A 22,642-nucleotide genomic window follows, 5' to 3' on the forward strand; every position below is an offset into this window, starting at 1 on the left:
AGTTTATAATCCCACGGCTTCTAATAAAGGTTGGATGGTTTCCCAGGTCAGTCCTTGCTCAATGTAAATGGGATTTGTGGGATTTAATGGACCTTGTAGGCGATCGATGGTCAAAATTTCTGCGGTATCGGGAAGTACCGGCACATCTGGGTCAAAAGCAGTTGGACGCATTAAAGAACTAGAATATCCTTTGAAAATGGCAATTTCATCCGCTTCCCCATCAATTTCTGCTTTCACAATTAGCACTTCAGTGGGACGCTTAATCGTGTATTTTTCTAATCGTTGAATGATTTGCTCTGTCATTTTAATTCCAGTCTTAATTCAAGTTTATTGTTGATGTGGTGGGAATTGCCCGCTATTGTCCTCTCAATTATATCAAGCATCAGAAATTATTTCTACAATTATTGCTACGATTGCGAGGTTATTTTGGGCGCAAGCATTGCGACCCTATGCATTTTCTATTACAGCAATTTTCTCAGCAAGTAAACCACAAATACCTGTAGGGGCGAAGCATGACCGCAGACAAATCATTGCTGAAAATATTGTAAGGGCGAAGCATTCCGTAGGGGCGAATGGCCATTCGCCCTTGTACGGGCGAATGGCCATTCGCCCCTACTGCTGAAAATATTAAATGAACTGCCGGAATGCTTCGCCCCTACCGGAATGCTTCGCCCTAAAGTGGTTGAGTAATCTGAAAAACGCTGTAAAAACAATATTAACTCAGAGGGTTAAACCGGGTTTGTTTGCCGATGGGATGCTTCGGTGAATCATTGATTTAATCACTGTCAGTGGCCATAAATGCGATCGCATAATGCCGCAATAGAGGAGGTAGCACATAAGATTTTTCGGTTTTTTCAATTAAACAACGCCTGGTTAAAGATTGCAGGGCATTGAGTAACTCTGACGCCGAAATATGATTAGCTTCTAGCAACATAGCCAAAGTGACTGGTTTTTCTTCCTTAGCTAACCGGGAAATCACCTCTATTTCCATTTGCGATAACCGCTTAAATTGTGGCGCTAAATTATCGACTAAATCTTCCGTTAATAAAATAGTATTCTCTAAGAATAACTCCCTAGGGCTGAGATCCAAGTCTTGCATCAAATTGGCCAATATTTTTAACCATAAAGGATTGCCTTGGTACAGGGAAATCAGGGATTGACTCATCTCTGAACTAGCAATCCCTCGATCCTTAAATATTTTTAGCGCTGCGTTGTAGTTTAAGCCCCGAAGTTTGAGGCTGTGAATGGGATGATACTCGCTGTTGTGCTGGGGAACTTGTCTCGGTTGTTCCCACCCAATTAGTAAGAAGCAACTTTGATGGGATAATTCCTCAATTTGTTTAAAAAAAGTGGCATAATCCTGGGTTTCGGGTTTATATTCTCCGGCAGATTTTCCCGGACTAAATAGGTGTTGAACATCATCGAATACGACTAAACAACGATGCTTTTGTAGATATTTAATCAGAGATAAAGGCTGAGGGTTCTTTTGACCTAATTGGATTTCTGACGGCTGGGAAAAAAAATCAATTAGACTGGTTTCCAGTTGGGCAAAAGTGGGGCATTTTTCCAGACTGCGCCACACTACATAGTCAAATTCATCTTTAATTTCGCGGATGAGTTCGGTTGCCAAGGTCGTTTTGCCAATGCCACTCATCCCCTCGATGGTGACAAGGCGGCAATTTTCTTGAATCACCCATTGTTTCAAGGTTTTTAGTTCATCGGTGCGGTCATAACAAATCCGCAAATCTGGCATTTCGCTCAAATCTTGATGCAGGGTTTCTGTTGATGTGGCTTCAGGATTTTTCAGATTATTTTCGCTCTTGGGGATATCTGAGAAAGGTAAAGTTTCCCTACAAAAATTTATGCTACAAATTTTTATAGAATCTCGGAGAGAATTATCGGAAAAAATAGAAATTTGCAACCTTTCCATTGTGGATCGCAAATTTGATTTATGGATATCTTCCCCCAACATTTCTGATAGGATTTGCCACAACTCAGAACCCACATTCCTCACATGACTTTCCGAACAATGAGACTCATCGGCGATTTCTTGGTATGTCTCACCTTGGACTGTCCCTCGCAGTACCGCTTTTTGCAAGTCATCGAGGTGCTGACCTGTCTTTGCGAACACCAGATCGTCGGCAAGTTTTAACATTTCCTTAAAATTCATCGGCTTGGTCAATGTCAGGGTTTGCCTATTATATCCGACATTTTCCTGCATTTTCCTACATTTTCCTACATTTTCCTACAGTAGGCAAGGAAATTTACCAAAAATTGCCGATAAAATCGGATATTTTCCGACTATACAGAATATTTTAATCGTTATATCATAGACTGATGACATTTGCTCATCCAAGGAAATCAATAGAGAATGCATTATATGGGAGAAGCTAAACGTCGTAAAAATCTCGATCCGAATTTCGGTAAAGATGCTTCAGATGCTAATTGTAGGCAAAAGCTAAAAATTAAAGTTGTTGAGATAGGTCGTTCTGGCTGCCCAGAATATATATTTCTTTCCCCTAATGAACTTAGCGAGTTGAAAGAAATAGTATTAACAACCTTGGCTTTCAATTTCATACCAACTGATCCGCAGCTTGTTGAAGGTGTTCTAGAAGCGTCTTTAGCCTGTAATTATTGGCGATCGGACAGAAGTTTTGAGGATGCGGTTGAACAAGTGATCGATGATATGAGAAGAGCTATGGAGAGGAGATAAAAATATGGGAGAATCTAAACGTCGTAAAGAAATAGATCCGAATTACGGTAAAGCCCCGTCAGATATTGAGCTAAAAATTAAACCTGATTATACTAGGCTGGTAGAAATATTTCTTAACCAAGGATCATCTGCACTCATAGAAGAGATTTTTGCTTGGCTGGGAAAAACGGGTCAAATCCACGAAGGGGAAAAAGTTCCGAGTATCCTAAATTGTGTCAATCAAATCACAAGGACAGTATATGAGTTAGCTTCAAAAGAGTCTAAAACTTTAGCATCTACGGATTTAAAGCTGGCTAGTTTTACGTTAAAAATTCCTTTTGAACTAGACGATTTTGGCAGCTACCTGCCCGTGGTCAATAATCAAGATTTAGCTAGAGAAGCAATGTGTTTAATAAACACCAGATTCTTTGATCCAGCAATCACTTGCCTGATTAACAAATATGGGGATGCGGTTGGAACGCTCAGGAAACATGGTGTTGTCCTATATATGGGAACTAACAGCAATCTAGAAATTATCGATGCTGCTTGTGCGCTGGTTACTTGGAAACCCTTTGAAGTTGTCACCTATGCAGGGGAAGAAAGGAATAGTCTGAACGGGGTAATCGAAAAAACTTTTCGTCCGCTTGCAGAAAACATTCAAAGCTTTCGCATTTCTCAGAAAGGGGCAGACAGGTTTCCTTGTTTATCACTGCTTTGTCTAATTGAAAATAAAGCAACTGGAGCAATCAGTGAATTCCGCAAACATTATACAGCGCAATCAGGTGGTCAACTGATTATTTCTGGCTTTAATAGTAATAGTCAGGCTGGTTTTAAGATAACCTCTGATGGTTTTAAGGTTATCCCCTCAATGAAGATTCTGGGAAGTCCTCGCAATATTCCCAGCATTCGAGGGTTTAGTTCAGAAAAAGATTAACTGATTTGGGGCTGAGTATGGCCTGATTTACAGATATGAGCGATCGCCCATCTATTTCCTAAACAGCGATCGCTCATCTATCTCCAAAAAAGCGATCAACTAATTACATTGAGTAAAAAATCTTATGATTAAGTTTTTAAGCAGTCTGTTTGGATGGACAACAGAAGAGTCTAATTCTGATACCTTCCAGCCTCAAATCACGAGTCAAGCTACTAATGAAAATTATTCTAGCCAAAGAGTTAGTGCATTTACAAGCTCGATAGGCTATGAAGATATAGATCACGATTATTCAGATGATGATTACAGGGAACCAAACCCTAACTATATCCCAATGGATGATTACGATTCTTCTAGCTGGATGTACGATCCAGATAACGATTATGACTAAGCAATAACCAAGCTATGCCATCAATATCATAAAACGTCATCGAGAGGAATTTTATCCGTTCGAGAACGGGACAAGTGAAAAAAATCATCACTTATTTGGAAAATGGAAAAAAACTTTTTTGCCAAGATAACAGAAGCTATCAAAACCTTTATCTCCGTGATTATTGCTTTAGCTTTATGTGGTTCATCGCTTTTGGTTCTGAATTTTCTAAGCTGCATAAACCCATTTTTTGTAGGATATCGTAGCTGTAGTTACACCGAAACAACACCATCCAGCTATCCTAATAGTTATCAGCATGACTACTCTGAGGAATATTACCCCTCTTACCGCGAAGAATAGGAAGAATACAAGAGACCAATGTATGGAAGCGATCGCCCATCTATCTCCAAAAAAGCGATCGCCTCTTTACTGAAAATCTGATTCACCACAAAGACACAAAGAACACAAAGAAGGTAAATTAACTTCCTTTGTGTCCTTCGTGTCTTTGTGGTGAGTAATTCATTCTCCCGAAAAAGCGATCGCTAATTTCATGTTAGACTAAAACGTAATTTTAATATTTTAGGGTATGACTTCAAAAGCGTCTCGATCGTACAGTCGATAAACATAAAAATCACTATCCAATGTAAAGATACGTTTAATTTTTTGACTTTCTGCCGTAGCCACCAGCCTCAGTTGGGTTAAATTGATGATGAGGTTCTGCTTGACTATCGATCGCACCAATTAAGTCCCCGATTTTTTCAGACAACGGTTCTGCTTCTGCTTGCTTGTGATAGAGTTGAGCCGCAATCCAATTTTCTGGAGTTAAACCTTGGCTTTGGGAAACCTCTAAGAGCGTTTGATAAATTTCTTTATCTAGGTTGATTGTATAGTTAGACATAAGTCTATTTTTCAGGATATTATAGGGTTGATAAGAATTTAATTATAACATAATGAAATTCTCAGTCAAGGCTTCGATCGCCCATCTATCCCAAAAAAGCGATCGCTTATCTCCCAAAAAGACGATCGCCCAGTTCTCTCTTAAAAAGCGATATCGATTCTCTTCCTCTGTGTCCTCTGTGTCTCTGTGGTGAATTGCTCATTCTCTCGTAAAAAGCGATCGCCTCCGGGACGCTGCGGAATCCCCTCCTATTTTACTGAAAATCTGATTCACCACAAAGAACACAAAGAAGGTAAATGAACTTCCTTTGTGTCCTTCGTGTCTTTGTGGTGAGTAATTCATTCTCCCGAAAAAGCGATCGCCTCGCCCGATAAGCGCGATTCCGCAAAGCGGACGAATGGCGCGAATCACATGAATCTGTTCCGCTATTGATGAGCCTCCATATATGCTCTTAACAAGCGATTAATCTGATTCTGATAACCCCGACCTTGAGATTTAAACCACTCCAAAACATCATTATCAATGGGTAAAGTCACTTCAGTTTTCGTCTTAGACTTGGGTAAACCTCTTTGAACGACTGCCTTAGCAAACATTTCTGGCGTAATTTCCGGGCAATCAGAGAAATCAATCTCTTCATCAGTCATCGCATCTAGGCGTTGCCAATCAGTCTGAGATTTGCTCGAAGTAAATTCGTTGTTCATATTTAGTTGCCTTTCTCGCAGAAATAATCCGGGTAGATTCTCCTCGTTCTGTATGGACAATTGCCACCACTCGTCCTTGCAACAAACCAAAAGTTACAAACCTCTGTTCCCCATAATTAAATCGGTCATCTTCAACGGTGACAATATCTCCCTCGAAAACTACGGGAATATCGATAAAGTCAATTCCATGTTTGCGGAGGTTGGCAAGACGTTTAGTTTCATCCCACTCAAATTCCATCCCTTCATTTACATCTTAACTAAAGATTATAACTACCTAAATGTAGTTATAGCCACTTATGTTAACACATATTCTGACTGTTCTCCCGTTAAGTAACTTCCTTTGTGTCCTTCGTGTCAATGGGAGTGAGTAATTCATTCTCCCGAAAAAGCGATTCTCTCCCCTGATCTGCGCGATCGCTTACTTCTATCCTAAAAAGCAATAAATTTGGTGAGTTAGACTCCGCTGCGCTGCGTTAACACACCCTACTAAGGTCATCTATTTCCGAAAAAGCGATCGCTAAAATCTCTGCGGAAAATCTTATTCAGCACTTTGGACAAAGCAGCTATTGTTACAATAGTCAAAAAGAAAGTCGGATGAACATACATGAACACTTCTATTATCGATCTAGTCGTTGAACAACTCAAAGTGATGCCACAGCAAAAGCAATGGCAGGTACTTGAGTTTATTGAGACATTGCTAAAAACTGAAGTTCGAGGGACTCCAGGAAAGCAGTTACTACGTTTTGCTGGTTCAATTCCGTCCGACGAGCTTCAATTGATGAGTGAGGCGATCGCCCAAGACTGTGAGGAAGTTGATATCAATGAGTGGTAGATATTTACTGGATACCAACATCATTATTGCTCTGTTTGCCAATGAAAACGTCGTCAAAGATCGTCTGGCTCAAGCCAACGAAGTTTTTCTTCCCACTGTTGCCATTGGAGAATTATGTTATGGTGCCAAAAAATCGGGGCGACCTGAAGCAAATTTAGCCAGAATTGATGAATTAGTTGTCAGCAGTATGGTGCTTGGGTGTGATGTTAACACGGCTCGACAATACGGTGAAGTCAAACACAAATTGAGGCTCAAAGGTCGTCCTTTACCGGAAAATGATATCTGGATCGCTGCTCTTGCATTACAACATGGCTTGATTTTGGTCACTCGCGATGCTCATTTTCAGGAAGTGGATGACTTGCAAACAGTAGCGTGGTGAATTCAAACCTTATACTTAATCGCCTCTTTACTGAAAATTTTATTCACTCCCATTGGCACAAAGAACACAAAGAAGGTCAAGTAACTTCCTTTGTGTCCTTCGTGTCAATGGGAGTGAATTATTCCTTCTCTGATTTATATCTATCTCCTAAAAAGCGATGGATTTGGTGCGTTACACTCCGCTACGCTGCGTTAACACACCCTACCAAACTATTTTGTGTCCTTCGTGTCGAAAGTGGTGAATCATTGATTTTCCTAAAAATCTCAAGCAAAAACCACCCCCCCCACTTGTGGAGGGGTGGTTTTGTGGGATCCCATCAAATTCGCCCATCCTTGGGGGAAAATGAGAACCTAAATTAAGAGTTGTTACAAAATTAAACTTGGCCAAGGGGGGCTGAACTTGGCTTAGTCGTCGTGGTCATCAAACGGGTCAGCCAACTCTTTAGCCGGTGGTCCAAAGGCGGTATAGATGGAAAAGGCAGTGATCGCAATCACAATGACGGCAATGCCAATAATAAAATTAGTTTCCGGAGAGGATTCCATGTGATTAGATAGGTTATGAGAACTATTTCTTCTATAATATTACGAATCGTTAAAACTTTCTGCGTACATTCATCAAAGGTGACTTATGGCACAACGCACAGGCTTAGGAGATTTGCTCAGACCCCTGAACGCTGAGTATGGTAAAGTAGCCCCCGGTTGGGGCACCACCCCAGTTATGGGTGTTTTCATGGGGCTATTTTTTGTGTTCCTGCTGATCATTCTGCAAATTTACAACTCCTCTCTAATGATTGAGGGTGTGAATGTAAATTGGACAACCCTGGGTAAATAGGCGCATCTCATTTACAAGTTTTCCCGCAATAGCCCGCCGTTTTTAATTGGGATTTGTCCCAGTTAGTTCAGGCGGGCTTTAAAATCATAGAAAACATTTGCTCGCTCGCATTTTTCGCGGTATCAAGGTGGTAATCGAAAGACCATCGCCTTAAATCCAACTGTTGCAGATTGTCGTCCATTCAGAATCGGAGGTGGCTGTGTGAATATTTTTGGGCTGGGTTTGCCAGAGATGATTGTCATTCTAGTGATTGCGGTATTAATCTTCGGGCCAAAGAAGCTGCCGGAAATTGGCCGGAGTATGGGCAAAGCCATTCGCGGCTTCCAAGAAGCTTCGCGGGAATTTGAATCGGAATTTAAGAAAGAAGCGGAACAGCTTGAGGCTGCCGCTAAACGGGAGTCGGCGGTGAAATCGGCGGCGCCATCGGATGCGGCATCGACCAAAGTGGCGATCGCCTCTCCCGAAGAAACCACCACGGGTTCCTCTGGGCAAAGCTAATCAGAAAATAAAATGTTTGATTAAATGTTTGATCCCAGACCGGGTTAAATGTAATGTTTTGAGTGGGGGTTAGAAACATCTGCATTAACATCTGCATTGCCATCCTCACTCAATCGTTCTTTCCACTTTTTATGACAGAAGCAACAGAAGTTCCCAGTTTAGTGATTCCTCAGTTAATCGTTGGGTTAGGGAATCCCGAAAAGAAATACGAGCAAACTCGCCATAATATAGGTTTTGACGCGGTGGATCTCCTAGCCCGTCGCTGGGGCATTTCCCTGCCAGAGAATCGACGCTTCCAAGGATTATTTGGGGAAGGAGTCGGGCCAAAAGGAGCAAAAATCCGTCTACTCAAGCCTTTAACCTATATGAATCGATCGGGACAAGCGATTCGTTCTGTCACCGATTGGTATAAAATACCCCCCACATCCGTGTTAGTCGTCTATGATGATATGGACTTGCCCACGGGTCGGATTAGACTGCGGTTGTCCGGTTCCGCAGGCGGTCATAATGGGATTAAGTCCACGATCGCCCATCTTGGCACCCAAGATTTTCCTCGATTACGGATTGGCATTGGCAAACCGGCAGATCCGAGTAACCTGGATACCTCCACGGTTTCCCATGTTTTAGGCAAATTTGCCCCAGAGGAAAAACCAATTATCTCAGAAGTGCTTGAGTTGGTGGGTGATGCTGTGGAATTGAGTATTAAGCAAGGGGTAGAAAAAGCGATGAGTCTTTATAATGGTCGTACCGTGCCGCCCGTGAGCTAAATCATCAATTAAATCATCAATTAAATCATCAACTAAATCATCAACTAAATCATCAACTAAATCATCAACTAAATCATCAACTAAATCATCAACTAAATCGGTGAGTGACAAGCATTTACCCAAAACTACTGCTCATGTACGGGTGACTCAGCATTCTTGGCAAAAAGGAACTCTGGAAGGAGAAGTCATTGCCGGTCAATTTGTTTGGCAATTTAAATGGAGTTTTCGCCAGGGAAAACTGGCGATCGCTCCTTCCCGGGGACGGGCTTTAATTCAAGAACCTCTCGGCAGATTTTTGGAAAAATGTGATTATCAACTAGAACCGGGTGGAGACTATTTCTTTACCATTAAAGCCCAAATTTAGATTAGCTTTAGATTAGCTTTAGATTAGCTTTACAGCAATTTTCTATTGAATCTACCACAAATATCTGTAGGGGCGAAGCATGACCGCAGATATCTTTTTGCTTAGAATATTAATTTGATTACGGTCATGCTTCGCCCTACGGTGGTTCAGTAATCTGAAAAACGCTTGAGGTTAGCTTTAGGTATTACCTGGAGCATTAATTTTTGCCAAATATCTTTCAATCAGAATAATCGCCACAATATCGTCCACAGGTCGAGGCGGTTGTCTCATCCCTTGGGGAATTAGCCATTGCAGACCTTTAGGCGGATACATTTGCCAATAGCGATCGCGGGCTTCCAGACTACTATATCGCTCATCAATCATCGCAATTTGCTCTGTAGACCAGCCGGATTTTTCTAACTCTTTAATCCACTTTTTCGCCGTAGTTTGATCGCCAATAATCAGTTTTTCCACCGGAAACTGTTTCGCGAGACTAAAAATAGTCGCGATCGCTTCACCAGATGGCACCACCTGATGAAATAGCAGAGTTTGATCTGACTTCATCACCGCAATGCCACATTTATCTTTTCCTGGATCAAAACCTAAAAAAGTAATTGAATAGTAATTCATGGATATTTTCTCATACAGGGAATAGGTTGTGGGGAGCGGGGGAGCGGATGGTGCGGGGGAGCAGAGAGGCCCGCCATCGGCAGAGGAGCGGGGGAGCAGAGGGGAGAGTGAATAGTGAAAGGGAGGAAAGAGGATGCATAGGAAAGAGGATGCATAGGAAAGAGGAAAGAGGATGCATAGGAAAGATATTCTCTCCTCTCTTTTCTCTCCTCTCTTTTCTCTCTTGGCCATTCGCCCCTACGACTTTCCCCAACCAACAACCAAAGAATCCCTACCCAACCACCAACAACCAAAGAATCCCTACCGAACAACCACCAACCAACAAAACTAATTATTCAACATAATTTGCCCGTCTTGCACCACCACTAAATTAATTTTTAGGGGGCCGGAAGTATAAGTCACATCTGAAACAATTGCCTGCACAATCACTTCTTGATTATACTGCTTTAATTGCTCAATAAATTCCAACAAAGTCAAACGACCTTCAGCAATTTGGATCGGCTCACCTAACATTCCCGCACGACGGGCTCTAAAACTCGCCGATGCCAGCAACAAATCAAGGCGTTGTCGCAATTCTGCATCGCTCATCGTTGCTGGAGACACAGAAGTTCCCGCCAAAATTTCCCCGCGAAAAAAAACAATTTTATTCACCGCTGCATCGGCGAACACTTGCACAATCTTTTCCCCAACCAAATAGTTAGCGGCAGACATAATTCTCACCACATAAGGTTGGCCATTATTAATTTGTTCCACCAGGCGTTCAAATTCCGTGGCGGTAATTTGTACCACTTGTTCTTGTGCAACATTTGTCCCCGGACGGATGCGTTGAATAGCAGCTAAATTCGCTTCCCGCAACAGTTCTTCAGCCGCTTGACGCGCCCCTAATGGTTGGAGAACCCGCACCACCCCAGAAGCCAAAACTTGATTTCTTAAAATCGCAAAGTTGCCCTCGCGTAAAAATTGAAAATTTTGTTCTAAGTTTTGAATATCTTTTTCTAAAAAAGCTTGCTGCCTTTCCAGTTCTTTCAGCCGATTTTCTCGTTCCGCAATCACTCGATCTCTTTGGGCAATCTCTGCCTGTCTTAGATCAATTTGTTGCTGTTGTTCCGTAAGTTCTTGTTTTTGTTGGTCAATTTGAGCCGTTTGTTGGTCAATTTGACTTTGTTTGGCCATAATTTGAGCCGTTTGTTGGTCAATTTGACTTTGCTTGGCCATAATTTGAGCCGTTTGTTGGTCAATTTGACTTTGTTTGGCCATAATTTGACTTTCCTGTTCGGCAATTTGACGCTTTTGTTGGGTAATTTCTTGATCGCGTTTTTGAATCTCCGCTTCACGTTGGGCAATTTCTTGGTCTCTCTGGGCAATTTGCAATTGCACTTCTTCTTTTTGTCGCAGTAACTCTTGCTGTTCTCTTTGGAGTTTTTGAATTTCCCGACGCAAGTTTTGGGCTTGCTCAGAAAAAGTTGCCAACTGACTTTGCGCCCGCTGATACTGAGATTCAATCAGACCGAGTTGCGTCTTAGCCCGTTGAAAATCAGTTTCAACTTGGCTAAGTTTACTTTCGGCTTGATTCAGTTTCACCGCTGTTTCACTTTGCCGATTAATGGCTTGCTGTAGATACTGGTTAATGGCATCTAATTTTTTTTGGGCTTGGGTTTGTTCCTTTTGGGCTTGAGCCAATTGTTGCTCTACTTGAGTTTTTTGTAGAGTCACTTCGGTAAGCTCTTGACGGGCTTGACGTAATTCTCTGAGTTTTTCATCAAGTTGGAAAATTCCCACCCGTAAAGATTTACTCGTGGCAAACAGAATTCCCAACGTCGATGCGGAAATAATGGTGCCGGTAATAATGGTGACAACGGTGGCGGTTTGTTTCGGTCGAAGATTAAATAAACTGAGTCTGGCTTTACCGACTTTCGTCCCCAGGCGATCGCCCAGGGTTGCCAGTAAGCCACCTAAGACCAAAATGGCCAGAATCAAAATATAGGCACTGGTCATTACTCGTTGGTCGTTAATTTTTACTTTGATTACTTTTAAGGGGCGGTTGATTGACAGGCTGATTTACGGCTGGTCGTAGGTACGCGAAATGGCAAATGAGCTTGGGTTTGGCATTGATTAGCCCAGATAATCAACAATGAGTCAATCGCTGAATTGATTACTTCCGCATCAAGTAAATTGCTGACTTAAGGCCACCGGCTTGTGAACGGTGATTTTTTTCTTGTGAATGGAGATCATTTGATCCTCTCGCAATTCCCCCAAGAGTCGGGTGACAGTGACTCTGGTGGAACCGATCGCCTCAGCGATCGCCTGATGGGACAGTTTCAAATCAATCGTAATCCCATCTGCGGTCGGTACGCCGAAATCCCGACAGAGAATTAACAGAAAACTCACCAACCGCGACCCCATATCTCGGTGTGCCAGGGTTTCAATCATCATCTCTGTTTGCAAAATCCGCGATGACAAGCCCCGTAACATCAGCATCGACAGTTCTGGGTCATTTTTCAGGGCTTTTTCCACTTGTTCAATAGGCACCGAGAGCAACTCCACGGGGGTAAAAGCCACCGCATGATAAAACCTGTCTGAACGATTACCTGTAATCAGCGACAGCACACCAAACACACTGTTTTCCCGCAGCAGTGCGACGGTGATTTCCTCTCCAGCTTCGTACACTCTGGAGAGTTTGACGGCTCCTTTGAGGAGAAAATACACCCGTTCAGCAGGATCCCCGGGGAAAAAAATCGTTTTGCCGCGATCAAAATTCTCGACGGCGGGTGGAAATGTCCCGGTTCCCATCTGACGAAATACAGCTTCTAGGGGTCTATCTTGAGTCATTACCATGTCCAATAGTCTATTAGGGGCCGAGTCAACTCTGCTGCAGATCTGTTTCTGTCGGAGTTCAGGAAGGGTTCAACTGTCGGAGTTTAGAGAATGTTATGTTTACAAAACTTAAACTTACAGTCAGTTGTTTTTGTCTCCCGATATACACAATTAAGCCGAGAGCGGCGATCTAAAAAAATCCCTAGGGGAAAGCGATCGGGCAACAAGGGTCGGCGAATTCTCTGAGCAAATTGCCCATCTGTGTGGTACTCAGTAGCACTCAGTGGTACTCAGTGGTACTCAGTGGGAAATTCCCCTGGCTAATCTAAGTAAATTTACACAAAGGAATTTAACACAATTAGGCGGAGATGGGATTTCACGCATCCGTAAATCCACTCTGGTCTATTTCACACTTAAAGAAATAGCACAATTGAGGCCAATTCGGGGTAAACTTGCCCAATTACAGGGATATTAAGCGCTGTCCGCTTCCCTTGGGAAGCGATCGATCGCGCACCTTAGATATAGAATATATGCTCATGCTAGATTTAACCGGAAAAAATGCCCTCGTTACAGGAATTGCTAACAATCGCTCCATAGCTTGGGGCATTGCACAACAGCTTCACCAAGCTGGCGCAAATATTGGGGTCACATACCTGCCTGACGACAAAGGTCGCTTTGAAAAGAAAGTCCAGGAACTCGTCGCACCACTCAACCCCACTATCTTTGAACCCTTAAATGTTCAAGATGACCAGCAAGTTCAGTCTACCTTTGAAGTCATCAAAGACAAATGGGGCAAGCTGGACATCCTGATTCACTGTCTAGCTTTTGCAGGCAAAGATGAACTCAGCGGGGATTTTAGCAATACCACCCGTGAAGGATTTACTCGTGCCTTGGATATTAGCGCCTATTCATTGGTCAATCTCAGTGCAGCGGCGAAACCCTTAATGACCGAAGGAGGCGCGATCGTCACCTTATCCTATCTCGGTGGCGTGCGCGTCATACCCAACTACAACGTTATGGGAGTTGCCAAAGCTGCCCTAGAAATGAACGTGCGTTATTTAGCTGCCGAACTCGGCCCATCAAATATTCGCGTCAATGCGATTTCTGCAGGCCCCATTCGCACCCTAGCTTCTTCTGCGGTCGGTGGCATTTTAGATATGATGCACCATGTGGAAAAAATCGCCCCGTTGCGGCGAAATGTCTCCCAAGAAGAAGTGGGAAATACGGCGGCTTTTCTCTGTAGTGACTTGTCCAGTGGCATCACCGGCCAAGTGATTTATGTAGACTCTGGCTACAACATTATGGGAATGTAATCAAAAACCCGGTTTCTTGAAGAAACCGGGTTTCTTTTCTGGCAGAAACCCGGTTTCTTCAAGAGATATTGGTCGGTTCGATCCGGGATTGTAGGGGCGGCGTTGCATTCCCGCAGAAGTTCTATGGTTAGAAGCGTAAATTTTTTACGGGAATGCTTCGCCCCCGCTAATCAGAAAAACGCTGTAACTTCTTAACTCTCAGAAGCTTTAATGATAGAAATCCGGTTTCTTGAAGCAACCCGGTTTCTAATCTCGCTCGCGATCGCCCGTGGTTTGGTTTTACCTCTTGCCCTAAAAAATTCCCGTTTTTCCGAAATAGCCAAAACGGGGATTGAAGTTGTGGTCTGATTGAAGTTGTGGAGAGATAGGCGATCGCTCAAAGGCAGCATTTTTCAGAAAACTTAGCAGGAGCATATCATGGATAAATCTAGTCAATTCCGAACAATTCATCCCAGAAAACATCTCAGTTTTCTCGATTCTTTGATGAATCTTTTGATTCTCAGATGGGGCAGGGTAGGTGGGGCAAAATTTGCCCCCATACTGTGGATAATTTTACTCAGTTTATCCCTGGTTGGCTTTCCTATACTGAGTCATGCTCTCAATGTCAATGATGTCCCAAATCCTAGAAAAGAGTCTAATGGATGGGTCACAGATATGGCCAATATTCTCAGCCAAAGCACCGAAACTTTACTTAATGAAATGATTTCCCAATTGGAGGCTGATACTGGGGCAGAAATTGCGGTTGTCACCGTATCCACTACGGCACCGGCACCCAGTCCCAAGGCATTTACTACTGAGCTATTTAATCATTGGGGCATTGGCAAAAAAGGGGTAAACAATGGGGTACTATTTTTAACCTCGATTGGCGATCGCCGCGTAGAAATTGAAACCGTATCGGGGGTAAAACAAATTATCTCCGATGAACAAGTTGACAATCTCATTAACACCGAAATTATTCCCCAATTTCACGAAAATAATTGGGATAGCGGAGTCTTTATAGGAACCCAAGCCTTAGTGAATTTATTAGCAGAAAATCCGCCAGATACAAGCAAATATAATCAAATTAAAATTATGCTTTTTTTATTAGGAATGTGCCTTTTATTAGGTTTTGGTATTTTCTTTTTGTTTGGCAGTAATAATCCTAATCTCAGGAATTATACAAATTCTGATGACAGCATTGATGATGATATTGATGATGTCATCATCAAAAATGGTGGTGATTACGATATGCGAGATTTTGGTGGTGGGAATAGTCATGGTGGCAGTATAGGTGGAGATTTTTAAGGCATATATAGCTATCCGTGCAGGATTTGTGAATGAGATTCCCCTCTCCCATGCATCGATCTCGCCCCCTCGCGGGGGCAGGCGTCGGTTGGGGGTGAGGGCAAATTTTCGACCTGGTTTTAGGATTGCTATAGCTAAATAAAAAAACATAGAGTAAAATTATTGATAATAAAATTACCAATATTTAACAAAAATTTAACGGGTTAAATGGCTATTTTTACTTTTTAATTTTGACTGTTTATATTCTGATAATTATAGTTTTGTAGGGTTTATTCTGTGGGTTTGGGATCATACCTGCTTTTGTAAAAAGACTTTTTCTGAATATTTTCTATCTCGTCTCTGCTCTCTCCTCTCTTCTAAAAACCTTCAAGGGCGAAAAATCCGCCCGTACTTACAAAAGTGAGATGATCCCGTAGGGGGTGGTTGCTCTCAACCTAGGACGAGTGCCTAAGTTCTAGTTATCCTGAGAGATATGCTGAGAGATATGCTGAGAGATATTGTGTTATCTGTGTATTGTCTTATCTGTGTTATGATAGATGATCGTTCTCAAACCTGATTAATTTTTTCCATGAGTCACCTTTTCTTGCCGGAAACTCCTCAATTTAGCTCTAGTCTGCTTGGTTATAATCCATCGTAACTCGACCGAACCCAATTTGGCGATTTTTCTCATGGTTTCTCATCTTTGGTGATCTGAATCATTACAAAATGACCGAAAAAGATGAATATACATCAGGTCGATGACCGAAATTCAAATATTTGGCTACTATTTGGCTACTATTTGGCTACTATTCAGCTACTATTCAGCTACAACAAGGATAAAAATGCTCCGACTCGAACATATTAGTAAAATTTACCCCACTGGGCAAGTCCTCAAAGATGTCAACTGGGAAATTAAACCCGGCGATCGCATTGGTTTGGTGGGGGTTAACGGTGCCGGAAAATCCACCCAACTAAAAATTATTGCGGGGCAAATTGAACCCACATCCGGGGAAATTATTCGGCCCGCAAGTCTGCGGATCGCCTATTTATCCCAAGAGTTTGAACTGGATTTTCAGCGTACCGTGCGCGAAGAATTTTGGGCAGTTTTTACGGAAGCGAACGACATTCAAAATCAATTACACCATCTGCAACATGAGATGGAAAACGCCGCCCCAGAAGACTTAGATCCCCTGATTCATAAACTCGATCGCCTCCACCGTCAATTTGACGCCCTGGACGGCTATGGATTAGAGTCGCAAATTGAGAAAATCTTACCAGAAATGGGATTTACTTCCGAAGACGGCGATCGCCTGGTCAGTGCCTTTAGTGGGGGCTGGCAAATGCGGATGAATTTGGGCAAAATATTACTGCAAGAACCCGATATTTTGCTCTTAGATGAACCGACCAACCATTTAGACCTGGAAACTATTGAATGGTTAGAAACCTACCTCAAACAACTAAATACCCCGATTGTAATTGTCTCCCATGACCGGGAATTTTTGGATCGTCTTTGTACGCAAATTGTAGAAACCGAAAGAGGGGTTTCAACCACTTACCTGGGAAACTATAGTTCATACTTAGAACAAAAAGCCCTCAGCCGGGAAATGCAGCAAACTACCTTTGAACGGCAACAGAAAGAACTGGAAAAACAACAACAATTTATTGAGCGTTTCCGGGCGAGTGCCACTCGCAGTACCCAGGCAAAAAGCCGCGAGAAACAACTGGAAAAAATCGAATTAGTCGAAGCTCCCATTGGCGAGTTAAAAACCTTACACTTTCACTTTAAACCCGCTCCTCGCAGTGGGCTAGAAGTCGTGACGATTCAAGATTTAACCCATGCTTATGATGAGAAGATTCTGTTCTTAGGGGCAAAGTTAGAAATTAAAAGAGGCGATCGCATTGCCTTCTTAGGCGCAAATGGCACCGGAAAATCCACCCTTTTACGCTTAATCATGGGCATAGAAACCCCCACGGAGGGAACAGTTGCTTTAGGGAAACATAATGTAATTCCTGCCTATTTTGAACAAAACCAAGCGGAAGCTTTAGACTTAGAAAAAAACGTCATGGATACCCTCCATGATGAAGTTCCAGACTGGAAAAATGAAGACGTGCGGACATTATTAGGCCGATTTCTATTTAGTGGCGACACAGTATTTAAAAAAGTCAAAGCTTTAAGTGGAGGGGAAAAAGCCCGCCTTGCCTTGGCGAAAATGCTCCTCCAACCGGCCAATTTACTCATTCTCGATGAACCGACCAACCATTTAGATATTCCCGCCAAAGAAATGCTAGAAGAAGCATTACAAACTTATGAGGGAACCGTCTTAATTGTCTCCCACGATCGCTATTTTATTTCCCAAGTCGCCAATAAAATTGTAGAAATTCGGGATGGAGAATTAAGAGTATATGCCGGGGATTATCATTATTATTTGGATAAACTAGAAGAAGAACGATTCAAAGTAAAACAGGAAAAAATTGCGGCGGCACAAGCAGCCAAAGCAGCGGCTAAACGATCAAAAAAACAGGAGAAAAAGAAAAAATGATCTTAATATCTTGAAACAGGCTCTTAGCAGAGAGGTTCTGGTGTAGGGTGTAGGGGTCAAACTACCCAGTAGCTTTCTCTGTGGTTCTCTGTGCCTGAAGTGGTTCATGGTATTAGTGCAGGGTTTAGGGGTCAAACTACCCAGTAGCTTTCTCTGTGATTCTCTGTGCCTGAAGTGGTTCATTGGTGTAGACTGTAGGGGTTAATCGAAGTACCGAATACCGTCAGCAACTAACCTTATGAGTACCGGACAAACTTTTAACCTGAGAATTCTCCAAGAGACTTTTTTTAAAGTGTCTACCGCTTCTTCTTCGACTCTAAATGACCGGCAAAAAGTCCGCTTGGTCGCGGGGCAGACATTTTCTATCAGAAAATATCAATCCAATAGCGGTCATTTTGAAGTAGAACTGGTCAATCCCATTGCCCCAGTAGGTGCCACGGGCTACCTTTTTGAACCCCACGTGCAAATCACCCCAGCCTCAGCGACTTCTCAGACCGTGGGTAGTATTCACGACGTGGCTGACCCACCTCCGGGGTTTTCTCTGCTGTGGATTGCTCAAAATACCAAAATTAAAACCTCACCGGAAAGTTCCAGTAACCTGCGATCGCACCAACAAATGGATCTTGCGGCGGGGAGATCCTTTTTAATTCTCGGTTATGCCTCGGTAGCGGATCATTTTCGGGTAACGCTCAATCAGCCCCTGGAAAATTTTGGCCGGATTGGTTATCTCTACAACCTCCATGTCCAGATTAAAAGAGATGGCAAACTGATTGCATTCGACCCGAATGCGCTGAATTTGGTGCTGCTGCGAAACACCGTAATTAAAAAGCAGCCCATTGACTCGTCCCAACTAAAACCGGAAGAACAATATACTCTCGCAGTGGGGATGATTTACGGAGTAAGCAGCTACGTCATGGAAGCGGGACAACTGAAAGTATCGCTGACAGAAAACTTACCCCCGTTTGGGAATACCGGCTATCTTTCTCCTGACTTTGTGGAACTGAGACGGGGGAACACGGTGGTTAATGCCGCCCCACGGCTAAACTATACCGGCCCAAGTGCGGTGGTGGCTAACCGGGCGACAAATTTGACCGGGACTTACGATCCACGAGTTATGACTAAGGTAGAATTAATCGCCGAAGATAAACATCCCCTGACCGTCAGCTTAAACTCAAGCGCTAGAACTTGGGCTGTGTCATTGCCCAATGGTTTCAGTACCCCTGGTGCCCGTTGGCTGAGACTGCGGGGGAGCGATCGCACAGGAAAAGTGCTAGATAGCCAAATTGTAAATATTACCGTCTCTCCTGCCGGAACAAGTCCCCAAGCTTTAAGACTTCGAGTAACCCGCGACACATTATTTAAAGCTTCCCCCGTGGACTCGACCACTCTGAATAATCGGCAAAAAGTGATGGTGAAAACGGGTCAAACTTTTGCGGTCAGCCAATATGGATTAGTCGATGGACATTTAAGAGTCACCCTTGACCCACCGATCGCACCGATTGGGGATTTTGGCTATTTTTATGAAGGCCATGTGCAAATGAGCAAAGGTCAGGAAGTCCTGAGATTTGATCTGGCGGATGTGCCCGAAATTCCCGGTACTGCCCAACTGTTAGTAACTAGCACAACTTTTATTAAATCCAGACCCGACGATTCGGCGAATTTAGCCGCGAATCAAAAAGCCGAACTGAAATTAGGGCAAAGTTTTAATCTGACCGGATATGCCTCAACTTCTGGTCATTTTCGGGTGACGCTGACCGAATCGATTCCTGGTTTTGGTCGAGTGGGATTTCTCTACCATCTCCATGTGCAAATTAAAAAAGATGGGCAAACGGTTCCTTACGATCCCGATGCTTTAACCATGACCATTCGGCAAGCCACTGATTTTAAAAGACGTGCCGTTCCTGCTTCTACTTTAAGTGCCAGTGACAAATTAAGCTTACCTGTGGGAAGAATTTATGGGGTTTCCAGCTATAGTATTGAAGCGGGAAATATCAAAGTTTCATTAACCGAAAATTTTGCCAATTTTGGTAATACGGGCTATGTTTGGCCGGGTCATGTGACGATGCGACGGGGTAGCCAAGTTTTCGATCCATTACCCAAACAAATTGAACTGAATGTTCCTTATTTTTCCCAACGAGATAATCCTCGGTTTTATTGGTCTACTTGCAATGTCACTTCGATCGCGATGGTAATGTACTATTATGGGGAGCGATCGCAGTGGGGCGGACAACTCGAAGACGAACTATTGCAATGGTGTTTCAATCGCTATGGGGAAGGCTGCCAAACCGACCATACCGTATTGGCAGAATTGATTCGCGCTTATGGATATAAACATAGTTTTAGCACCACTCGTCGCTGGTCAGACGTAGATAATGAACTGATTAATCGCCGCCCAGTTGTGATTGCCGGGGACTTTACCGCTACGGGACATATTGCCACAATCATTGGCTACAATACTCAGGGATATATTCTTAATGACCCCTGGGGAGATGCCCTGACTGGTTATAGTTATACCGAGGGTCGTCGTTTACTTTATCCTTATGGTTATATGGATCGAGTTTGCGGCCCTGATGGTAATGTTTGGGCGCATTTTATTTCCACTTAATCAGTGTTATTTGTTGTTGGTTGTTGGTTGTTGGTTGTTTGTTCTTTGTTGGTGGTTGGTTGTTGTTTGTTGGTTGTCAAACATAAACAATCAACCATCAACCATCAACAAACAACAATCAACAACCAACAATCAACAATTATATGTCAGGGCGAAGCATTCGGGTAATAAATTGTCTGTTTTTCCCCATAAATCCTTTGCCCGGTAAGCGAAGCTATGCCGTCAGGCTTTATGCTTCGCCCCTACAGATTGAATTCAACAATCAACAAACAACCAACAACGAACAAACAACCAACAACGTAAGGGCGAAGCATTCGGGTAATAAATTGTCTGTTTTTCCCCATAAATCCTTTGCCCGGTAAGCGAAGCTATGCCGTCAGGCTTTATGCTTCGCCCCTACAGATTCAATAAAGAACCATCAACAACCAACAACCAACAAACAACAACCAACAACCAACAAACAACAAACAACCAACAAACAACAAACAACAACCAACAAACAACAAACAACAACCAACAAACAACAAACAACAATGAACAAAGATAGATTATTGATCGAGAGAATTATGCCAGTGAAACTGTTAAATCAACAGGTGGCTTATGAACATGGGGGGAATCCATTTAAAGGATTACATCGCTGGTATTCTCGGAAGCCGTTATCTTTCTCTCGCGCTTCGGTTTTGGCTTCTCTGTTGCCAGAGGATATTTCATTAGATGAGTTTGAATATTTACTGGGATTACATCCAGAATTGGAGGGGTTAAAACCTGATGCTAATTTGCGACTTTATAAAGTGCCCCCAGGATATTTTAGAGTAGGGAAAGTCCATGATTATTGTGAGAGAGTTTGGGGCAACCGAAACCCTACAGTTTTAGATGCTTTTGCTGGTGGGGGGAGTATTCCTTTTGAAGCGGCTAGATATGGGTTAAATGTGTTAGCTTCGGATTTGAATCCGGTGGCAGTTGTGACTATGAAAGCTGCAATGGAATATCCGGTAAAATTTGGACCCGATTTACAAGTGGATATTGACCGTTGGGTGAAGTGGGTCGGGGATGAAGCGGAGAAAAGATTAGCGGAATTTTTCCCTTCAACCCCCAAAAGTGAGGAAGTTGTCCAAAATTATTTATGGGCACATACGGTAGTTTGTCCTAGTTGTCAGTCTGTGGCTCCCTTAAGTCCAAATTGGTGGTTAAGTAAAACAAGTAACTATGCTGGAAAAGGACAAGCTAGAAAAGTTACGAGTGATTGGTACGCGGTGAAACCAATTCCCAATTTGACAGAAAAGCGGGTTGATTTTGAGTTAATTAAGGGGAAAAAAGGGAAAGGAACGACGATTAAAACCGATGAGGGCGAATATAATCCTGATGATTACACTACGGTTAGTCGTGGGGTGGGTAGATGTCCTAGTTGTGGCAATATTATTGAGGATGAAGTGATTAAATCTCAAGCCCAATCTGTCGGTTTAGGACATCAGTTATATGCAGTGGCTTATAAAAAAGGAAAAAGCAGTTTAGAGTTTAGACTTCCTAATCAGTTTGATTTAGACGGTTATCAAAAAGTTTTAAATATTTTTTTAAAAAATATCAAAAATATTGAGATAATTCCGATTATAGATATTCCTCATGGCCAAGAGACAGAAAGACTTTTTAGTATAGGCATAGACTCATGGAATAAATTATTTAACCCGCGACAGCTTTTAACTCTGGTGACTTATGTAGAAATTATCAACGAAGCGAAGGAGTTAATCCGGGCTGAATATGAACCAGAAAAAGTAGAGGCAATTTGCACTTATTTGGCTTTAGTATTAGATAGATGTGTTGATATGAATTGTAGATTAGCTAATTGGGATTCATCAAGGGCTGGCTCAAAAAGAGCGTCAGCACAACATTCTTTAAATTTAATGTGGAATTATCCAGAAATTAACGGTGCAAGTGAATTATGGTATTGGTGTGCTGATGCTTTTGTTTCTGAATATAGAAGCCTTTGTGAATTATTCGGCACAAAAGCCCAATCTCTCAGCTTACCGGGTATCCTAGAAACCGAACCCAAAAGCATTAAAATTGATGCGGCTTCGGCGGATAGCCTGTATCATATTGCCGATAAATCTGTGGACGCGGTTATCACTGACCCGCCCTATTATGCTACGATCCAATATGCGGAACTTTCCGATTTTTTCTATGTTTGGATGAAACGGACATTAGGGGATATTTTCCCAGAATTATTCTGGTCAGAACTCA

At 42.7% G+C, this 22,642-nt stretch carries 27 protein-coding genes; 17 read left to right on the plus strand and 10 right to left on the minus strand.

The window, feature by feature from the left end; translation table 11 throughout:
- Positions 1-3: 3 nt before the first annotated feature.
- Positions 4-303, minus strand: coding sequence for a hypothetical protein (locus tag AM228_RS14250; protein WP_054466776.1), 300 nt, complete (start codon positions 301-303; stop codon positions 4-6).
- Between the two features lie 55 nt (positions 304-358).
- Here AM228_RS14250 and AM228_RS32685 point away from each other — a divergent pair, with 55 nt between their 5' ends.
- The gene (locus tag AM228_RS32685; RefSeq protein ID WP_156331788.1) at positions 359-622 is read left to right on the plus strand and encodes a hypothetical protein; all 264 of its coding nucleotides are present in this window, start codon (positions 359-361) and stop codon (positions 620-622) included.
- Positions 623-775: 153 nt separating this feature from the next.
- Here the strand turns inward: AM228_RS32685 and AM228_RS14255 are convergent, their stop codons facing one another.
- Positions 776-2,221: an NB-ARC domain-containing protein gene (locus AM228_RS14255; protein ID WP_231636798.1), complete on the minus strand. Its 1,446-nt coding sequence runs from the start codon at positions 2,219-2,221 to the stop codon at positions 776-778.
- 159 nt (positions 2,222-2,380) lie between these two features.
- Between AM228_RS14255 and AM228_RS14260 the strand changes: the two genes are divergently transcribed.
- From AM228_RS14260 to AM228_RS14270, 3 genes are all read left to right on the plus strand, one after another.
- Positions 2,381-2,713, plus strand: coding sequence for a hypothetical protein (locus tag AM228_RS14260; RefSeq protein WP_156331789.1), 333 nt, complete (start codon positions 2,381-2,383; stop codon positions 2,711-2,713).
- A 4-nt stretch (positions 2,714-2,717) separates the two neighbouring features.
- A complete protein-coding gene (locus tag AM228_RS14265) occupies positions 2,718-3,626 on the plus strand; it encodes a hypothetical protein (RefSeq protein ID WP_054466778.1) in 909 nt (302 codons plus the stop codon).
- 124 nt (positions 3,627-3,750) lie between these two features.
- Positions 3,751-4,014 carry a hypothetical protein gene (locus AM228_RS14270; protein ID WP_054466779.1) on the plus strand — a complete coding sequence of 88 codons (264 nt, stop codon included), beginning with the start codon at positions 3,751-3,753 and terminating at the stop codon, positions 4,012-4,014.
- A 634-nt stretch (positions 4,015-4,648) separates the two neighbouring features.
- Here AM228_RS14270 and AM228_RS14280 read toward each other — a convergent pair.
- Positions 4,649-4,891, minus strand: a complete 243-nt coding sequence (locus AM228_RS14280) for a hypothetical protein (RefSeq protein WP_054466781.1) — start codon at positions 4,889-4,891, stop codon at positions 4,649-4,651.
- Between the two features lie 52 nt (positions 4,892-4,943).
- Between AM228_RS14280 and AM228_RS32690 the strand changes: the two genes are divergently transcribed.
- Positions 4,944-5,084: a hypothetical protein gene (locus AM228_RS32690; RefSeq protein ID WP_156331790.1), complete on the plus strand. Its 141-nt coding sequence runs from the start codon at positions 4,944-4,946 to the stop codon at positions 5,082-5,084.
- A 232-nt stretch (positions 5,085-5,316) separates the two neighbouring features.
- Here the strand turns inward: AM228_RS32690 and AM228_RS14285 are convergent, their stop codons facing one another.
- Complete coding sequence (locus AM228_RS14285; RefSeq protein WP_054466782.1) at positions 5,317-5,592, minus strand: BrnA antitoxin family protein; 276 nt, start codon at positions 5,590-5,592, stop codon at positions 5,317-5,319.
- A complete protein-coding gene (locus tag AM228_RS14290) occupies positions 5,555-5,830 on the minus strand; it encodes a BrnT family toxin (RefSeq protein WP_054466783.1) in 276 nt (91 codons plus the stop codon). Before AM228_RS14290 ends, AM228_RS14285 begins: the two co-directional genes overlap by 38 nt.
- Before the next feature lie 366 nt (positions 5,831-6,196).
- Here AM228_RS14290 and AM228_RS14295 point away from each other — a divergent pair, with 366 nt between their 5' ends.
- Positions 6,197-6,424: a hypothetical protein gene (locus AM228_RS14295; RefSeq protein ID WP_054466784.1), complete on the plus strand. Its 228-nt coding sequence runs from the start codon at positions 6,197-6,199 to the stop codon at positions 6,422-6,424.
- Complete coding sequence (locus AM228_RS14300) at positions 6,414-6,803, plus strand: type II toxin-antitoxin system VapC family toxin (RefSeq protein ID WP_054466785.1); 390 nt, start codon at positions 6,414-6,416, stop codon at positions 6,801-6,803. The genes AM228_RS14295 and AM228_RS14300 overlap by 11 nt, the downstream gene beginning before the upstream one ends.
- Positions 6,804-7,207: 404 nt before the next feature.
- Here the strand turns inward: AM228_RS14300 and psbN are convergent, their stop codons facing one another.
- Positions 7,208-7,345 carry a photosystem II reaction center protein PsbN gene (gene psbN, locus AM228_RS29705; RefSeq protein WP_072160770.1) on the minus strand — a complete coding sequence of 46 codons (138 nt, stop codon included), beginning with the start codon at positions 7,343-7,345 and terminating at the stop codon, positions 7,208-7,210.
- A gap of 85 nt (positions 7,346-7,430) precedes the next feature.
- Between psbN and psbH the strand changes: the two genes are divergently transcribed.
- From psbH to AM228_RS14320, 4 genes are all read left to right on the plus strand, one after another.
- The gene (gene psbH / locus AM228_RS14305; RefSeq protein WP_054466786.1) at positions 7,431-7,634 is read left to right on the plus strand and encodes a photosystem II reaction center phosphoprotein PsbH; all 204 of its coding nucleotides are present in this window, start codon (positions 7,431-7,433) and stop codon (positions 7,632-7,634) included.
- A 201-nt stretch (positions 7,635-7,835) separates the two neighbouring features.
- Positions 7,836-8,132, plus strand: a complete 297-nt coding sequence (locus tag AM228_RS14310; protein ID WP_054466787.1) for a TatA/E family twin arginine-targeting protein translocase — start codon at positions 7,836-7,838, stop codon at positions 8,130-8,132.
- Positions 8,133-8,263: 131 nt separating this feature from the next.
- On the plus strand, positions 8,264-8,899 hold the full coding sequence (gene pth / locus AM228_RS14315; protein ID WP_054466788.1) for an aminoacyl-tRNA hydrolase: 636 nt from the start codon (positions 8,264-8,266) through the stop codon (positions 8,897-8,899).
- A 100-nt stretch (positions 8,900-8,999) separates the two neighbouring features.
- Positions 9,000-9,263 carry a DUF3146 family protein gene (locus AM228_RS14320; RefSeq protein ID WP_054466789.1) on the plus strand — a complete coding sequence of 88 codons (264 nt, stop codon included), beginning with the start codon at positions 9,000-9,002 and terminating at the stop codon, positions 9,261-9,263.
- A gap of 177 nt (positions 9,264-9,440) precedes the next feature.
- Here AM228_RS14320 and AM228_RS14325 read toward each other — a convergent pair whose 3' ends face one another.
- A complete protein-coding gene (locus tag AM228_RS14325; RefSeq protein WP_072160771.1) occupies positions 9,441-9,872 on the minus strand; it encodes a RuvX/YqgF family protein in 432 nt (143 codons plus the stop codon).
- 172 nt (positions 9,873-10,044) lie between these two features.
- Between AM228_RS14325 and AM228_RS32695 the strand changes: the two genes are divergently transcribed.
- Positions 10,045-10,203: a hypothetical protein gene (locus AM228_RS32695; protein ID WP_156331791.1), complete on the plus strand. Its 159-nt coding sequence runs from the start codon at positions 10,045-10,047 to the stop codon at positions 10,201-10,203.
- On the opposite strand, the gene AM228_RS14330 is transcribed toward AM228_RS32695, so the two are convergent.
- Both AM228_RS14330 and ntcA read right to left on the minus strand, forming a co-directional pair.
- Positions 10,200-11,867, minus strand: a complete 1,668-nt coding sequence (locus tag AM228_RS14330; protein ID WP_054466790.1) for a DUF3084 domain-containing protein — start codon at positions 11,865-11,867, stop codon at positions 10,200-10,202. The genes AM228_RS32695 and AM228_RS14330 overlap by 4 nt on opposite strands.
- Before the next feature lie 168 nt (positions 11,868-12,035).
- Positions 12,036-12,707, minus strand: a complete 672-nt coding sequence (gene ntcA, locus AM228_RS14335) for a global nitrogen regulator NtcA (RefSeq protein WP_054466791.1) — start codon at positions 12,705-12,707, stop codon at positions 12,036-12,038.
- Positions 12,708-13,222: 515 nt separating this feature from the next.
- Here ntcA and fabI point away from each other — a divergent pair.
- Positions 13,223-13,999 (plus strand): enoyl-ACP reductase FabI, encoded by a 777-nt coding sequence (gene fabI, locus AM228_RS14340; RefSeq protein WP_054466800.1) that lies wholly within the window; start codon positions 13,223-13,225, stop codon positions 13,997-13,999.
- Between the two features lie 191 nt (positions 14,000-14,190).
- Here the strand turns inward: fabI and AM228_RS32700 are convergent, their stop codons facing one another.
- The gene (locus tag AM228_RS32700) at positions 14,191-14,388 is read right to left on the minus strand and encodes a hypothetical protein (protein ID WP_156331792.1); all 198 of its coding nucleotides are present in this window, start codon (positions 14,386-14,388) and stop codon (positions 14,191-14,193) included.
- Positions 14,389-14,416: 28 nt separating this feature from the next.
- Here AM228_RS32700 and AM228_RS29710 point away from each other — a divergent pair, with 28 nt between their 5' ends.
- The 4 genes from AM228_RS29710 to AM228_RS14360 all read left to right on the plus strand — a co-directional run.
- Entirely contained in the window at positions 14,417-15,283 is an 867-nt protein-coding gene (locus AM228_RS29710; RefSeq protein ID WP_197285304.1) for a YgcG family protein, read from the plus strand.
- A gap of 821 nt (positions 15,284-16,104) precedes the next feature.
- Positions 16,105-17,802 (plus strand): ABC-F family ATP-binding cassette domain-containing protein, encoded by a 1,698-nt coding sequence (locus AM228_RS14350; RefSeq protein ID WP_054466792.1) that lies wholly within the window; start codon positions 16,105-16,107, stop codon positions 17,800-17,802.
- 238 nt (positions 17,803-18,040) lie between these two features.
- Positions 18,041-20,407 carry a C39 family peptidase gene (locus tag AM228_RS14355; protein WP_054466793.1) on the plus strand — a complete coding sequence of 789 codons (2,367 nt, stop codon included), beginning with the start codon at positions 18,041-18,043 and terminating at the stop codon, positions 20,405-20,407.
- A gap of 533 nt (positions 20,408-20,940) precedes the next feature.
- The coding region (locus AM228_RS14360; protein ID WP_231636799.1) for a DUF1156 domain-containing protein at positions 20,941-22,642 on the plus strand (1,702 nt) is incomplete at its 3' end.

Origin of the sequence: Planktothricoides sp. SR001, from assembly GCF_001276715.1 — a bacterium.
In the GTDB taxonomy this organism is placed as follows: Bacteria; Cyanobacteriota; Cyanobacteriia; order Cyanobacteriales; family Laspinemataceae; genus Planktothricoides; species Planktothricoides raciborskii.